Consider the following 12,603-nt stretch of genomic DNA (forward strand, 5'->3'; position numbering starts at 1 on the left):
GGTCTCAGCGCGGGCTGTCGAACTCCCACGCGTCCGGATCGGTCGCCGTCACGACATCCCAGTCGTCCGTCTCCCACGTGAACACCGCGACGGCGCACGTCGGCATGTGACCGATGCCGCCGCCGGAGAGCCGCTCGGCGAGCACTGTCATCCCGGGATCGTGCGCGACGACCATGACGGCGTCCGCCTGCGCGGCGGCCGCGGTCTGCAGCAGCACCGACGCAGGGGCGCCGTACAGCTCCGGATCGGTGCGCAGCGGCGCGCCGAACTGCGCCGCGAAGACCTGCGCCGTCGTGTGGGCGCGGAGCGCGGTGGATGCGAGGATCGTGTCGAGACGGATGCCGGTGGCCGCGAGGCGTCGAGCCATGCGCGGCGCGTCCGCCCGGCCGCGGTCGTTGAGCGGCCGGTCGTGGTCGTCGAGGTCGGGGCGGCCCCAATCGCTCTTGGCATGCCGCACGAGCACGAGTGTCGTCACAGTCGTGTCCTCCCTTCACGTGGGGCCGCGCCCTCGCGCAGCGCGAGGCCGGCCAGCAGTTCCAGCACGCAGAGCGCCGCGAGGCGCACCGTGCGGCCGTCCGGAGCGTCGGCGGTGGCGTCCACCTCGACGATGTCGGCGCTGCCGACGCGCGGGTCGCGCGCCGCAGCCCGGACGAGCGCGCGCAGCTCGGCGGCCTGCAGCCCGCCGGGCACCGATGCGGGGCAGCCGGGGGCGACGGCGCGGTCGCACACGTCGACGTCGACGTCGAGGTGCACCGCACCGTCGGCGCCGGCGATCTCCAGCGCCTCGGCCATGACCTCCGCCGCCTGCCGCCGACGCACGTCCTCGAGGGGGATGACGGTGATCCCCAGTTCGGCGGCGCGGCGGGCGTAGGCGGCGGAGTTCGCGAAGTCGGCGATGCCGATCTGCACGATGCGGCGCGGGTCGAGCCCGTCCGCGACGAGCCGCCGCACGGGGGAGCCGTTGGAGACGCCGTCGCGCAGGTCGAAGTGCGCGTCGAGGGTGATGAGCCCCGTCGCGGCGGCGCCCTGCGCGGCCGCGTAGGTGACGGAGTTGTCGCCCCCGAGCGCGATGACGAGGTCCGCCGCCGCGCGCAGCCCGCGCACGCGGGATCGCACCGCCGCCTCGCCGTCCGGGCCGTCCGGCTCGGCGACGTCGCCGGCATCCGCGATGCGCAGCGCCTCCCCGAGGTCGATCGGGGGCGGCCCGAGCAGCGTGGGGCTGTATCGCCGCAGCGCGCCGCGCACCGCCGCGGGCGTCGCGTGCGCGCCGGTGGGGCTCAACGACGTGCGGAAGGCCGGCAGCCCGAGCAGGACGGCGTCCACGCGCCCGTCGGGCGCGGGCCAGTCGCCGGCCCGCGGCCAGAGCGGATCCACGGAGAGGGTGCTCATGCGATCAGGTACACCCAGGCCTCGCGGCCGCTCCCGAGCGTCACCCGCGAACGGCGGAACATCGCCATCTGGAACTCGTCGGCGGCCTCGAGCTCGGTGACGGTGAGCCGCAGCACCGCTCCGACGATCTTGTCCCGCGGATTGCCGGTGCGACGCAGCTGCGGGTGCACGATGCGACCGGTCCGGTCGCTGAACCGGATGTCGTCGATCTCGACGTAGTCGGCGGCGTATCCGGGAAGGGTGTCGGGCTCGGCGGGCAGCACGCGGCCGAACATGTCCAGCTGCAGCTGCGGATCGCGCATGTCCGCGTAGCTGAACAGCAGCTCTTCCGGTTCGGCGGCCATGCCCTCAGGCTAGTCCGCGGGGCCGCGCATCCCTACCCGAACAGGGCGTGCGCGAGCGCGAAGATCGCGAGCCCGGCGAGCGCGCCGACGAAGGTGCCGTTGAGGCGGATGTACTGCAGGTCGCGGCCGACCATGAGTTCGATCTTCTCGGTGGTCTCCGCGGGATCCCACTTCTCGACGGTGTCCGTGATGATCGAGGCGATGTCGTGGCGGTAGCGGTCGACGAGGAACACCGCGGCATCCGTGACCCGGTCATCGACCCGTCGCTGCAGAGCCGGATCGGTCGCCAGGCGCGCCCCGATCTCGGCGAGCGCGGCGGCCACGCGGCGCCGCAGGGGGCTGGCGGGATCGTCGAGTGACCGGAGCAGCCCCGTCTTCGCGGTGTGCCAGGCCTCCGCCGCGAGCGCGCGGACCCGGGGGCTGTCGAAGACGGCGCTCTTGGCATCCTCGAGACGACCGATCGTCTCCGGGTCGTGCTGCAGGTTGTCGGCGAGGCGGGTGAGGTAGCCGTCGACGGCCTTGCGGGCCGGATGCTGCGGGTCGCGGCCGATGGCCGCCGCGAACTTCACGGCCTCGTGGTAGACGGTGTCGTCGACGAGCCGCATCGCCACCGAGGGCACCCAGGAGGGGAGCCGGCGGGAGACGAGCCCGCTGAAGGAGTCGCGGTTGTGCTCGAGCCACGTGGAGATGCTGTCGATGCCGAGGTCCACGGCCCCGCGGTGCGCATCCGCCTCGACGACGCGGGCGAGCCAGCCGCCGACCGTCGGGCCCCACTCCGGGCTCAGCAGGTGCTCCCGCGCGAGGTCGCTGATGAGGTCCTGCACCTCGTCGTCGCTCAGGGCCTGCAGGATGCCGGCGGCCATCGTCGACGCCTCCGCCGCGACGGTCTCGGCGTGCTCGGGCTCGCTCAGCCACTCGCCGGCCTTCGCCGCGATGTTGGTCGACTCCAGCTTGGAGCGGACGACGCCGCCCTCGAGGAAGTTGGTCTCGACGAATTCTCCGAGGGTGCGGCCGATCTCGTCCTTGCGGCGCGGGATGATCGCGGTGTGCGGGATGGGGATCCCGAGCGGATGCCGGAACAGCGCCGTCACGGCGAACCAGTCCGCCAGCGCGCCGACCATTCCGCCCTCCGCGGCGGCGCGGACGTAGGCCAGCCACGGGTACTGCTCCTCGAGCGCGAACGCCGCGACGAAGATGACCGCCATGAGGACGAGTGCGCCGAGGGCCACGCCCTTCATGAAGCGCAGACCCCGGAGACGCTCCTGGTCCGCGGGGCTCAGGAGGTCGATCGTGGTGCGCGCCATGCCGTCATCCTCGCACGCGGCGTATCCTGGCCGCGTGATCGACGACATCAAGAAGCGCGCCATGCACCGCACCAGCATCCTGGAGGGGCAGCTGCGGGGGCTCGCGAAGATGATCGAGAACGAGGACTACTGCATGGACATCATCGCCCAGTCGCGGGCCGCGCAGCGGGCGCTCGCGTCGCTGGACAAGATGCTCCTGGAGAACCACCTGCGCACGCACGTGACGCACATGTTCGAGGAGGGCGGCCCGCAGCGCGACCAGGCCGTCGCGGAGCTGCTGAAGGCCTACGACCTCGAGGGTCGCTGACTCAGGATTCGACCGGCCCCAGCCACGCGGCCGCGACGGTGCTGTGCGCGGACTCCGGGTCGGAGGGGTGGAACAGGCCCGCCAGGACGTCGCGGTAGAGGCGCCCCAGCTCGCTCCCGCTGAAGTAGGACGAGCCGCCGGCGACCAGCACCGCCTCGTCGACGACCCGCTTGGCGGTCGTCACGGCGCGGTGCTTGACGCCGCTCAGGAGCGCGAACCACTGCGCGCCGTGGTCGGCGAGGGTGTCGACGTCGCGGCTCAGCGATGCCAGCTGCGGGGGCAGGGCGTCGTACGCGAGCGCCATCTCGGCGATCCGCCAGCGGATGTCGGGGTCCTGGCTGTACGTCGCCCCCGTCTTCTTCGACGTGCGCTTCTTCGCCGTCGCCACGGCGACCTCGATCGCGCGCCGCGCGATGCCGGTGTAGACCGAGGCCAGCAGCAGCTCGAAGACGCTGAAGATGCCGAACACGATCGGGTCGGGGTTCGGACCCGGTGCCACACGGCGGACGACACGGTCGGCGGGCGCGACGACCCCGTGCAGCTCGGTGGTCCGGGACTGCGTCCCGCGCATGCCGACGGTGTCCCAGTCGTCGCGAGTGCGGACGGCGTCGCTGCGCGGCACGAACGCGTAGACCATCTGCGGGCCGTCGGGGGACGTCGTGTCCAGGCCGTGCAGGCCCAGCTGCGTCCACACCGGGGCGAGCGAGGTGAAGATCTTGGTGCCCGTGAAGACGTAGGAGCCGTCCGGCTGCGGGGCGGCATCCGTGTCGCTGCCGAAGAGTACGAGGTCGTTGCCGGCCTCGCTGATCCCGAAGGCGAAGACCTCCCCGGCCGCGGCGCCCTCCTGCACGAACCGCAGCGTCTCGATGCCGCGGTCGGCGAGCACCTTCGCGACGCCCGTCCACACGAGGTGCATGTTGATGGCGAGGGCGGTCGCCGGCGCCGCGCCGGCGAGCCGCTGCTGCAGCATCGACGCCTCCGCGAGACCCAGGCCCGCGCCGCCGAGGGCCTGCGGGACGAGGATCGCGAGGTAGCCGGCATCCTTCAGCTCGGCGAGGTCCTCGTCGGGGAACACGTTGTCGCGGTCCACGCGGGCCGCGCGTTCGCGGAAGCGCTCGAGCAGCTCGTCGGGGAGGAAGGTCGCGGCGTCGAAGGCGGGAGCGGATGCGGATGCGGTCACCCGAACATTGTCCTCCCGCGCCGGGGTGCCGGCGCCGTGGGGGAGGATGGTCGCATGATCTCGACGGACCTGGCCGTGTCGCTGCGCGAGGCGGGCCTCGTCTGGCGTCCGGCCTCGGGCGACCGGTTCCAGCTCGACGAGCCGGAGTTCGAGGCGGACGTCTTCACCGTCAGCGAGATGACGATCGAGCCGCGGAACTACTCCACCGGCATGATCCTCGCCTTCAACGGCACGACCGAGTGGGCGCTGGATTCCGTCGCCCTCGAGGACGCCCTGTGGCTGCCGCGCGAGGACCAGCTGCGAGAGCTCCTCGGCGGGGCGTTCCGGGCGCTGCGGCGTCTCGCCGACACGCACCGCGTCGAGGTGCAGATCGCGGGGGAGCGGCACGAGTTCGACCACCCGCAGCCCGAGGACGCGTACGCGCTCGCGCTGCTGGCCGTCCTGCGCCGCATCTCCTGAACCGGGGCGGCGGCCGGCCGGTCAGGTGATGACGGGGACGGGCTCGGTGTCGGGGATGGGGCTCGCGTCGCGGTTCCGCAGGTCGGGGAAGCCGCGGACGCACGTGACCGCGACGACCACGCCGACGACCGCCAGGGCGGCGCCGGCCCAGTACGCCCCGACGGGGCCGACCCCGTCGATGAGGAACCCGGCGGCCGCCGAGCCCAGGGCGGCGCCGATGAGCTGGCCCGTGCCGATCCAGCCGTAGGCCTCGGCGGTCTCGCTGAACTTGACGCTCGCCGAGGTCATCGCGAACATGACGGCGAGGGCCGGGGCGATGCCGATCCCGGCGACGAACAGCGACGCACCGAGCCACCACGCCGAGAGGGAGAAGAACGTGAGCGTCAGGCCCACCGTCACGACGATGAGCCGCCGCGCCATCGCCCAGCGGTCGATCGGGATGTGCCCGAAGCTCAGGCCGCCGACGAGGCTGCCGACCGAGAACACGGCCAGGACGAGGCCGGCCTCCAGGCCCCCGTGGCCGAAGGTCGCGACGACGCCCGCCTCGACCGCCGAGCACGCCCCGATGAGGAGGAAGCCGATCACCGTGGCCAGCAGCACGGTGGGCTTGCCGAGCACCTTGCCGAAGGCGCGACGGCTGCGCGGGATGCGGACGCGGCCCACCTCGGGGGAGAGGATGAACCACGCGCCGCCGAGGACGAGGATCGCGACGATGAGGAGGAGTCCCGGGACGGTGCCCGCCTGCGTCGCCACGAGCGTGATGACGACGGGCGCGAGGATCCAGATGATCTCCTGCAGGCTCGCATCCAGGGAGAACAGCGGCGTCAGCTGGCGCGACGTGACGAGCTTCGGGTAGATGGTGCGGACGGCGGACTGCACGGGCGGGGTCGACAGCCCCGCGAGGAAGCCGAACAGCATGAAGCCGATCAGCTCCAGCGGGACGAGGGCCATCACGAGCACGGCGGCCGCGCACACGGCGGTCGTGAGGGTCAGGACGCGGCGGATCCCCCAGATTCCCATCCACCGGCTCGTGACCGGTCCCGCGATCGCCTGTCCGATCGATGTGGCGGCAAGGACGAGGCCGGCGGCGCCGTACGACCCGGTGATCTGCTCCACATGCAGCAGGATCGCGAGACTCGTCATCCCGTTCGGGAAGCGGGCGGTCAGCTGGGCGGCGATGATGCGCGCGACCCCGGGGGTGCGCAGAAGATCCCGGTAGCCGGCCACCCCTCCACGCTACCGCCGCCGCGACACGCCGACGACACGCCGGAACCCGATTTCCACAGGCTGGGGATGTCGGAGGCGCGGTCTACCGTGCGATCTGTGGATGGATCCTGGCGGACGCCGCGAAAGGGCCGGATTCCAGGGCTTTTCCAGGTTCGAAAACAACCGGCATCCTGTGGATGAATCGGTGGACAACATGTGTTGTACCTGTAGAGAGCGGTGGAAAATCACACGGATGTAACTACTAGCCCTTGTGGTGCTATCGAATGTCGGCACCCATATGTAGTATTGGACTCCCGGCGGCGCACTGCCGGGCATACACAGATCTTGAGGGGAGAAGACAGGTCACCATGGCGATCACGGTCTACACCAAGCCGTCCTGCGTTCAGTGCAACGCGACCTACCGCGCGCTGGACTCGAAGGGCATCGATTACGAGGTGCTCGACCTGTCCGAGGACCCCGCGGCTCTCGAGCACGTCAAGTCGCTCGGATACCTCCAGGCGCCCGTCGTCGTCACCGACGAGGGTCACTGGTCGGGCTTCCGTCCCGACAAGATCGACGAGCTCGCCTCCCGTCTGGCGTGACACCGTGAGCGCGGCCGTCGCGACCGAGGCGCCGCTGCTCGTCTACTTCTCGAGCGTCTCCGGCAACACGGCGCGATTCATCGAGAAGCTCGGGATGCCGGCCGTCCGGATCCCGCTGCACCCCACCGACCCGCCTCTCGTGGTGGACGAGCCGTTCGTGCTCGTCACCCCCACGTACGGGGGCGGGCAGGGGCGCGGCGAGGAGAAGGGCGCCGTTCCCAAGCAGGTCATCCGGTTCCTCAACGACGAGCGAAACCGAAACCTCATCCGCGGAGTCATCTCCGCGGGCAACACCAACTTCGGGGCGGCGTACTGCCTCGCCGGTGAAGTGATCAGCCGCAAGTGCACCGTGCCGCACCTGTACCGGCTCGAATTGTTCGGCACGCCTGAAGACGTCGACCGCGTGAGCGACGGATTGGAACGATGGTGGAAGCTGCATTGACCGAGAAGACCTTCAAGACCGACACCCGGTTCGAAGGCCTGGACTATCACGCCCTCAACGCGATGCTCAACCTGTACGGCGAGGACGGGAAGATCCAGTTCGACGCCGACAAGCGCGCCGCCCGGGAGTACTTCCTGCAGCACGTCAACCAGAACACGGTGTTCTTCCACTCGCTCCAGGAGCGCCTGGACTACCTCGTCGAGAAGGAGTACTACGAGGGCGCCGTGCTCGAGAAGTACCCGTTCGAGTTCATCCAGAAGCTCAACGACCGCGCGTACGCCGCGAAGTTCCGCTTCGAGACGTTCCTCGGCGCGTTCAAGTACTACACGAGCTACACGCTGAAGACCTTCGACGGCAAGCGCTACCTCGAGCGCTTCGAGGACCGCGTCGTCATGACCGCCCTCGGCCTCGCCGACGGCGACCAGCAGCTCGCCGAGAAGCTCGTCGACGAGATCATCTCCGGCCGCTTCCAGCCGGCCACGCCGACGTTCCTCAACACCGGCAAGGCCCAGCGCGGCGAGCTCGTATCCTGCTTCCTGCTGCGCATCGAGGACAACATGGAGTCGATCGCCCGCGGCATCAACTCCGCCCTGCAGCTGTCCAAGCGCGGCGGCGGCGTCGCGCTCCTGCTCTCCAACATCCGCGAGTCGGGCGCCCCGATCAAGCAGATCGAGAACCAGTCCAGCGGCATCATCCCCGTCATGAAGCTGCTCGAAGACAGCTTCAGCTACGCCAACCAGCTCGGCGCGCGTCAGGGCGCCGGTGCGGTGTACCTCTCCGCGCACCACCCCGACATCATGCGGTTCCTCGACACGAAGCGGGAGAACGCGGACGAGAAGATCCGCATCAAGACGCTCTCGCTCGGTGTCGTCATCCCCGACATCACCTTCGAGCTCGCGCGCAACGACGAGGACATGTACCTCTTCTCGCCGTACGACGTCGAGAAGGTCTACGGCGTCCCGTTCGGCGACATCTCGGTGACCGAGAAGTACCGCGAGATGGTCGATGACGCGCGGATCAAGAAGACCAAGATCAACGCGCGCGAGTTCTTCCAGACCCTCGCGGAGATCCAGTTCGAGTCGGGCTACCCGTACATCATGTTCGAGGACACGGTGAACAAGGCCAACCCGATCAAGGGCCGGATCAACATGTCCAACCTGTGCTCGGAGATCCTCCAGGTCAACACCCCCACGACCTACAACGAGGACCTCTCCTACGCCGAGATCGGCAAGGACATCTCCTGCAACCTCGGGTCGATGAACATCGCCCTGGCGATGGACGGCAAGGACCTCGCCGGCACCGTGGAGACCAGCATCCGCGCCCTCACCGCCGTCAGCGACCAGAGTCACATCCGCTCCGTCCGTTCGATCGAGGACGGCAACGACCGCTCGCACGCGATCGGCCTGGGGCAGATGAACCTGCACGGCTACCTCGCCCGCGAGCACGTGCACTACGGCTCGGAAGAGGGCATCGACTTCACGAACATCTACTTCTACACGGTGGTGTTCCACGCCCTGCGCGCCTCCAACCAGCTCGCGATCGAGCGCGGCACCGCGTTCGACGGGTTCGCCGACTCCACGTACGCGTCGGGGGAGTTCTTCGACAAGTACACCGAGCAGGCCTGGGTCCCGCAGACCGAGAAGGTCAAGGAGCTCTTCGCCGGCATCCACATCCCCACGCAGGAGGACTGGCGCGAGCTGAAGGCCTCCGTCCAGGCGCACGGCATCTACAACCAGAACCTGCAGGCCGTTCCCCCGACCGGCTCGATCTCGTACATCAACAACTCGACGAGCTCGATCCACCCGATCGCGTCGAAGATCGAGATCCGCAAGGAAGGCAAGATCGGCCGCGTCTACTACCCGGCGCCGTTCATGACGAACGAGAACCTGGAGTACTACCAGGACGCGTACGAGGTCGGCTACGAGAAGGTCATCGACACGTACGCCGCCGCGACGCAGCACGTCGACCAGGGCCTGTCGCTGACGCTGTTCTTCAAGGACACCGCCACCACGCGCGACATCAACAAGGCCCAGATCTACGCCTGGCGCAAGGGCATCAAGACGATCTACTACATCCGCCTGCGGCAGATGGCGCTGGAGGGCACGCAGCTCGACCAGTGCGTCTCCTGCATGCTCTGACCCCGAGAAAGCCACGGACATGACTCCCGAACCGCTGAAGCTCCTGACCTCGGTCCAGGCGATCAACTGGAACCGCATCGAGGACGACAAGGACCTCGAGGTCTGGAACCGCCTCGTGAACAACTTCTGGCTGCCCGAGAAGGTGCCGCTCTCCAACGACGTCCAGTCGTGGGCGACGCTGACCCCCGAGGAGCAGACCACGACGATGCGCGTGTTCACCGGCCTGACGCTGCTGGACACGATCCAGGGCACCGTCGGCGCCGTCTCGCTCATCCCGGATGCGATCACCCCGCACGAGGAGGCCGTCTACACGAACATCGCGTTCATGGAGTCGGTGCACGCCAAGAGCTACTCGTCGATCTTCTCGACGCTCTGCTCGACGCCGGAGATCGACGACGCGTTCCGCTGGTCGGTGGAGAACCCGAACCTGCAGAAGAAGGCTCGGATCGTCATGGACTACTACCGGGGCGACGAGCCGCTCAAGCGCAAGGTCGCCTCGACCCTGCTGGAGTCGTTCCTCTTCTACTCCGGTTTCTACCTGCCGCTGCACTGGTCGTCCAAGGCCAAGCTGACGAACACGGCCGACATCATCCGCCTCATCATCCGTGACGAGGCCGTGCACGGCTACTACATCGGCTACAAGTTCCAGAAGGGTCTCGAGAAGCTCACCGCCGCGGAGCGCGACGAGCTCAAGGACTACACGTTCTCGCTGCTGTACGAGCTCTACGACAACGAGGTGCAGTACACGCAGGACCTGTACGACGGCATCGGCCTGACTGAGGATGTCAAGAAGTTCCTGCACTACAACGCCAACAAGGCGCTTATGAACCTCGGCTACGAGGCCATGTTCCCCTCGACGGTGACGAACGTGAACCCGGCGATCCTGTCGGCGCTCTCGCCCAACGCGGACGAGAACCACGACTTCTTCAGCGGGTCGGGCTCCTCGTACGTCATCGGCAAGGCCGTCGCGACCGAGGACGACGACTGGGCGTTCTGACCTCTCTGTCAGACACCGTACGAAGGGTCCGGATGCTGCGGCGTCCGGGCCCTTCAGCGTTCCAGGCCGTCCCTCCCGCCCTCATCCGGCGTTTGTCACGCCGCAACGCATCCGCCACGAGCGCGGGCGCATCGTTACCATAAGGTCATGACCGACGAGAGTCCCCGCTTCAGCCCCGTGATCGCCCTGATCGCGGTGTCGGCGATGTGGGAGGGGCAGCTCGCCTCCGCCCTGCGCGACCTCGGCATCTCGACACGCAAGTTCGGGCTGCTCGGGCACATCGGCGCGGAGCCCGGGATCTCCTTCTCCGAACTCGCCCGCCGCTCGCACATCACGGTGCAGTCCGCCCATACCGCCGTCCGCACGCTCGTGGACGAGGGGCTCGTCGCCGACGCCATGGCGCACGCCGGCGCGGCATCCGATCTCACCGTCACAGAGAAGGGCGCGCGCGTCCTGCAGGAGGCGCGCGACCGCCTCGCGGCGCTCGACGGCGCCCTCACCCAGAACCTTCCCGGCGTGGCGACCTCGCTCGACGGCATCCGTGCGGGGATCATCTAGCCCTTCACCTAGGCTGAAGGGGTGTTCCATACCCCCGCTCGACTGTTCCGTGTCCTCGCGATCGCCGAGATGGTGTCCTGGACCATCCTCATCGCCGCGCTGATCCTGCGCGCCACCCTCAACTGGGCGCTCGCCGTCACGGTCGGCGGCAGCATCCACGGATTCGTCTTCCTCTCATACGGCGCCACCGCGATCCTGGTTGCGCTGAACAACCGGTGGCGGATCGGCGTCGCCGTCCTCGCCGTCGGCTCCGCCGTCATCCCGTACGCGACGGTGCCCGTCGAGCGGTGGCTGCATCGGCGCGGGATGCTGGAGGGGGCCTGGCGGATCGAGGAGTCGAGCGACCCCGCGGACCGGCGCTGGTACGACGCCCCGATGCGCTGGTTCCTGCGCCGGCCCTGGGTGCTGGCGCTGCTCCTCGTCGCGGCCATCGTGGTGCTCTACGTCGCGCTCGTCCTGATCGGACCGCCGGTTCCGCACAGCGACTGACGGGCGCGCGGGCGTGCTCGCACGGCAGCCCCGGGTGAGCGCCGCGCCGTGTTCCCTACGATGAGGATCGTGAGCACGCAACGCAGGAAGGTGGCGATCGCCCTCGGCGGCGGCGGAGCGCGCGGCTACGCGCACATCGGCGTCCTGGAGGAGCTGACGGCCCGGGACTATGACGTCGTCCAGATCTCCGGCACGTCCATGGGCGCCGTCATCGGTGCCCTGTTCGCGTCCGGCCACCTGCCGGAGTACAGCGAATGGGTGCGAGGCCTGCGCCGGCGCAGCGACGTGGTCAAGCTGCTCGACCCCAACTTCTCCGGGTCGAGCGCGGTCAAGCTGGGACGGGTCCTCGCGCGGGTCAACGAGATCATCGGGGTGCAGCGGATCGAGGAGCTGCCGGTCGACTTCACCGCCGTGGCGACCGACCTGTGGGCCCGCCGCGAGGTGTGGTTCGACTCCGGCCCGATCGACACGGCGCTGCGCGCGTCGATCGCCATCCCCGGCGTGTTCCCCCCGATCGCGCTCAACGGCCGCCTGCTCGTGGACGGCGGCGTCGCCAACCAGGTGCCGGTGAGCGTGCTCGCCTCCTCCGGCGCGGACCTGACCGTCGCCGTCACCCTGGACGGGCACGGCACCGTCACCCAGCCCGGCAAGGGCCTGCCGGTCCACACCTCCTCCGACGAGGAGGAGGACGCCGCGGTCTGGTCGGACCGGCTCCGGACGCGGATGGGCAAGCTGATGGAGGCGGAGCCCATGCGTTCCATCGCCGCACGCATGGCCGCACGGCCCCAGCAGCAGCGCACCGAGGGTTCGGGCACCTCGGTGGCCGACCTGTTCGAGGAACTGCCGACCGGGTTGCGCGCGTCCGACGTGGCCACCCAGTCGCTGGATGTACTGCGGTCGATCGTGCAGCGCTACCAGTTGGCCTCCTTCCCGACGGATGCGCTCGTCGTCGTGCCGAACGACTCCGTCGGCACGATGGACTTCCACCTCGCGGAGGAGCAGATCGAACTCGGCCGCCGGCTGGCTGCCGAGACCTTCGACCGCGCCGGCATGCTCACCGGGCTCGGCGACGTCGAAGCCTGACGGCGGATTCCGTGGGCCGGCGGCGGCTCCGGATGCCGTGATCCACGGCATCCCGTCACGATCTCCGCCGTTGCGCCGGCCCACCGGTCCCGCGCGCCGACTACC

At 69.4% G+C, this 12,603-nt stretch carries 15 protein-coding genes; 9 read left to right on the plus strand and 6 right to left on the minus strand.

The genetic code is table 11. From position 1 onward, the window contains the following. Positions 1-4 precede the first annotated feature (4 nt). From BR85_RS02490 to BR85_RS02505, 4 genes are read right to left on the minus strand one after another with little or no spacing between them, the layout of a single operon-like run. A complete protein-coding gene (locus BR85_RS02490; RefSeq protein WP_028495094.1) occupies positions 5-475 on the minus strand; it encodes a SixA phosphatase family protein in 471 nt (156 codons plus the stop codon). Continuing rightward, positions 472-1,389: an arginase family protein gene (locus tag BR85_RS02495; protein WP_051526120.1), complete on the minus strand. Its 918-nt coding sequence runs from the start codon at positions 1,387-1,389 to the stop codon at positions 472-474. The genes BR85_RS02490 and BR85_RS02495 overlap by 4 nt, the downstream gene beginning before the upstream one ends. Then, on the minus strand, positions 1,386-1,733 hold the full coding sequence (locus BR85_RS02500) for a hypothetical protein (protein ID WP_028495096.1): 348 nt from the start codon (positions 1,731-1,733) through the stop codon (positions 1,386-1,388). Before BR85_RS02500 ends, BR85_RS02495 begins: the two co-directional genes overlap by 4 nt. A 32-nt stretch (positions 1,734-1,765) precedes the next feature. After that, a complete protein-coding gene (locus BR85_RS02505) occupies positions 1,766-3,037 on the minus strand; it encodes a DUF445 domain-containing protein (RefSeq protein ID WP_028495097.1) in 1,272 nt (423 codons plus the stop codon). Between the two features lie 34 nt (positions 3,038-3,071). On the opposite strand from BR85_RS02505, the gene BR85_RS02510 reads away from it, so the two are divergent. After that, a complete protein-coding gene (locus tag BR85_RS02510; RefSeq protein ID WP_028495098.1) occupies positions 3,072-3,344 on the plus strand; it encodes a metal-sensitive transcriptional regulator in 273 nt (90 codons plus the stop codon). Position 3,345: 1 nt separating this feature from the next. On the opposite strand, the gene BR85_RS02515 is transcribed toward BR85_RS02510, so the two are convergent. Next, a complete protein-coding gene (locus tag BR85_RS02515; protein ID WP_028495099.1) occupies positions 3,346-4,524 on the minus strand; it encodes an acyl-CoA dehydrogenase family protein in 1,179 nt (392 codons plus the stop codon). A gap of 54 nt (positions 4,525-4,578) precedes the next feature. Between BR85_RS02515 and BR85_RS02520 the strand changes: the two genes are divergently transcribed. Further along, the gene (locus BR85_RS02520; protein ID WP_028495100.1) at positions 4,579-4,983 is read left to right on the plus strand and encodes a hypothetical protein; all 405 of its coding nucleotides are present in this window, start codon (positions 4,579-4,581) and stop codon (positions 4,981-4,983) included. Positions 4,984-5,004: 21 nt separating this feature from the next. Here the strand turns inward: BR85_RS02520 and BR85_RS02525 are convergent, their stop codons facing one another. Further along, positions 5,005-6,210, minus strand: a complete 1,206-nt coding sequence (locus BR85_RS02525; RefSeq protein WP_028495101.1) for an MFS transporter — start codon at positions 6,208-6,210, stop codon at positions 5,005-5,007. Positions 6,211-6,557: 347 nt separating this feature from the next. Between BR85_RS02525 and nrdH the strand changes: the two genes are divergently transcribed. The 7 genes from nrdH (at position 6,558) to BR85_RS02560 (ending at position 12,498) form a co-directional block, all read left to right on the plus strand. Further along, a complete protein-coding gene (nrdH, locus tag BR85_RS02530; RefSeq protein ID WP_028495102.1) occupies positions 6,558-6,791 on the plus strand; it encodes a glutaredoxin-like protein NrdH in 234 nt (77 codons plus the stop codon). A gap of 4 nt (positions 6,792-6,795) precedes the next feature. Next, positions 6,796-7,233, plus strand: coding sequence for a class Ib ribonucleoside-diphosphate reductase assembly flavoprotein NrdI (nrdI, locus tag BR85_RS02535; protein WP_028495103.1), 438 nt, complete (start codon positions 6,796-6,798; stop codon positions 7,231-7,233). After that, positions 7,215-9,371, plus strand: coding sequence for a class 1b ribonucleoside-diphosphate reductase subunit alpha (nrdE, locus tag BR85_RS02540; RefSeq protein ID WP_036272157.1), 2,157 nt, complete (start codon positions 7,215-7,217; stop codon positions 9,369-9,371). Before nrdI ends, nrdE begins: the two co-directional genes overlap by 19 nt. Positions 9,372-9,390: 19 nt before the next feature. Then, positions 9,391-10,368, plus strand: coding sequence for a class 1b ribonucleoside-diphosphate reductase subunit beta (gene nrdF, locus BR85_RS02545; RefSeq protein WP_028495105.1), 978 nt, complete (start codon positions 9,391-9,393; stop codon positions 10,366-10,368). A gap of 147 nt (positions 10,369-10,515) precedes the next feature. Then, on the plus strand, positions 10,516-10,926 hold the full coding sequence (locus tag BR85_RS02550; RefSeq protein ID WP_028495106.1) for a MarR family winged helix-turn-helix transcriptional regulator: 411 nt from the start codon (positions 10,516-10,518) through the stop codon (positions 10,924-10,926). A 21-nt stretch (positions 10,927-10,947) separates the two neighbouring features. Next, a complete protein-coding gene (locus BR85_RS02555; RefSeq protein ID WP_028495107.1) occupies positions 10,948-11,415 on the plus strand; it encodes a DUF3817 domain-containing protein in 468 nt (155 codons plus the stop codon). A gap of 69 nt (positions 11,416-11,484) precedes the next feature. Next, entirely contained in the window at positions 11,485-12,498 is a 1,014-nt protein-coding gene (locus tag BR85_RS02560) for a patatin-like phospholipase family protein (protein ID WP_197018579.1), read from the plus strand. Positions 12,499-12,603: the final 105 nt, after the last annotated feature.

This window comes from Microbacterium sp. UNCCL10 (assembly GCF_000746195.1).
GTDB classification, from domain to species: Bacteria; Actinomycetota; Actinomycetes; order Actinomycetales; family Microbacteriaceae; genus Microbacterium; species Microbacterium saccharophilum.

Excerpts from the sequence above, each read along its gene's own strand:
- BR85_RS02495 (WP_051526120.1), bottom strand. The coding sequence starts at position 1,389 with ATGAGCACCCTCTCCGTGGATCCGCTCTGGCCGCGGGCCGGCGACTGG.
- BR85_RS02520 (WP_028495100.1), top strand. The coding sequence starts at position 4,579 with ATGATCTCGACGGACCTGGCCGTGTCGCTGCGCGAGGCGGGCCTCGTC.
- nrdH (WP_028495102.1), top strand. The coding sequence starts at position 6,558 with ATGGCGATCACGGTCTACACCAAGCCGTCCTGCGTTCAGTGCAACGCG.
- nrdF (WP_028495105.1), top strand. The coding sequence starts at position 9,391 with ATGACTCCCGAACCGCTGAAGCTCCTGACCTCGGTCCAGGCGATCAAC.
- nrdE (WP_036272157.1), top strand. The coding sequence starts at position 7,215 with ATGGTGGAAGCTGCATTGACCGAGAAGACCTTCAAGACCGACACCCGG.
- BR85_RS02500 (WP_028495096.1), bottom strand. The coding sequence starts at position 1,733 with ATGGCCGCCGAACCGGAAGAGCTGCTGTTCAGCTACGCGGACATGCGC.
- BR85_RS02505 (WP_028495097.1), bottom strand. The coding sequence starts at position 3,037 with ATGGCGCGCACCACGATCGACCTCCTGAGCCCCGCGGACCAGGAGCGT.
- BR85_RS02550 (WP_028495106.1), top strand. The coding sequence starts at position 10,516 with ATGACCGACGAGAGTCCCCGCTTCAGCCCCGTGATCGCCCTGATCGCG.